The organism is Burkholderia sp. SR8 (assembly GCF_052851275.1).
The window spans coordinates 1-1,132 of record NZ_JAULUC010000071.1; the positions used below are offsets into that span (position 1 = coordinate 1).

Genomic DNA, 1,132 nt, shown 5'->3' on the forward strand with positions numbered 1-1,132 from the left:
ACGCGCGCGGCGGCTGGCGCATCGACGCGAAGCTGCAGAAGCAGGTCGGGATGGTGTTCCAGCATTACACGCTGTTTCCGCACCTGTCGGTGCTCGGCAACCTGATCCTCGCGCCGGTGCGCGTCGGCGGCCTGTCGAAGGGGGACGCGACCGAGCGCGCCCGCACGTATCTCGCGCGCCTCGGCCTCGAGAGCAAGCTGCATGCATATCCGAGCCAGCTGTCCGGCGGCCAGAAACAGCGCGTCGCGATCGCACGCGCGCTGATGCTCGAACCGAAGCTGATGCTGTTCGACGAAGTGACGTCTGCACTCGACCCGGAGATGGTCGTCGAAGTGCAGAACGTGATGCTGCAGCTCGCGGAGCAGAAGATGGCGATGATCATCGTCACGCACGACATGCACTTCGCGCGTGACATCGCGACGCGCGTCGTGTTCTGCGCGAACGGCAAGATCGTCGAGCAAGGTGCGCCGGACCAGATCTTCAAGTGTCCGAAGGAAGCGCGCACGCGCGAATTCCTCGAGAAAGTCCTGCATCTCGACTGAGGCCGGAGCCATGAACTACCACTTCGATTTCAGTTTCCTCGCCGGCAGCGTCGGCGCACTGCTCGACGGGCTGAAGATCACCGTCGTGCTGGCCGTCGCCGCGAACGCGATGGGCCTCGTGCTCGGTTTCGTGCTGTGCCTGCTCGCAATGAGCCGCTGGACGCTCGTGCGCTGGCCCGCACAGCTCTTCATCGAATTCTTCCGCTGCACGCCCGCGCTGCTGCAGATCATCTGGTTCTTCTACTGCATCCCGATGATGGTCGACGTGTTCATCGACCCGGTCACGATGGGCGTGCTCGCGCTCGGCCTGAACCTGACCGCGTTCAACGCGGAAGCCTATCGGGCCGGCGTGCAGGCGGTGCCGAAGGAGCATCTCGACGCAGCGGTGGCGCTCGGTCTGCGACCGTGGCAGCGCACGCTGTTCGTCGTGTTGCCGCAGGCGCTGCGCGGCGCGATGCCCGTTCTGCTGACGAACGGCATCGGCAGCCTGCAGCAAAGCGCGCTGGTGGCAATCGTCGCGGTGGGCGACCTGATGTACGTCGCGAAGAGCATCGCGACCGAGGCGTACCGGCCGCTCGAAACCTACTCGT

2 protein-coding genes are annotated in these 1,132 nt (G+C 65.2%); both read left to right on the plus strand.

The window, feature by feature from the left end; translation table 11 throughout:
• A partial coding sequence (locus Q3A80_RS31840; protein ID WP_446332740.1) for an amino acid ABC transporter ATP-binding protein occupies window positions 1–542 on the plus strand: 542 nt, incomplete at its 5' end.
• A 10-nt stretch (window positions 543–552) separates the two neighbouring features.
• The coding region (locus tag Q3A80_RS31845; protein ID WP_446332741.1) for an amino acid ABC transporter permease at window positions 553–1,132 on the plus strand (580 nt) is incomplete at its 3' end.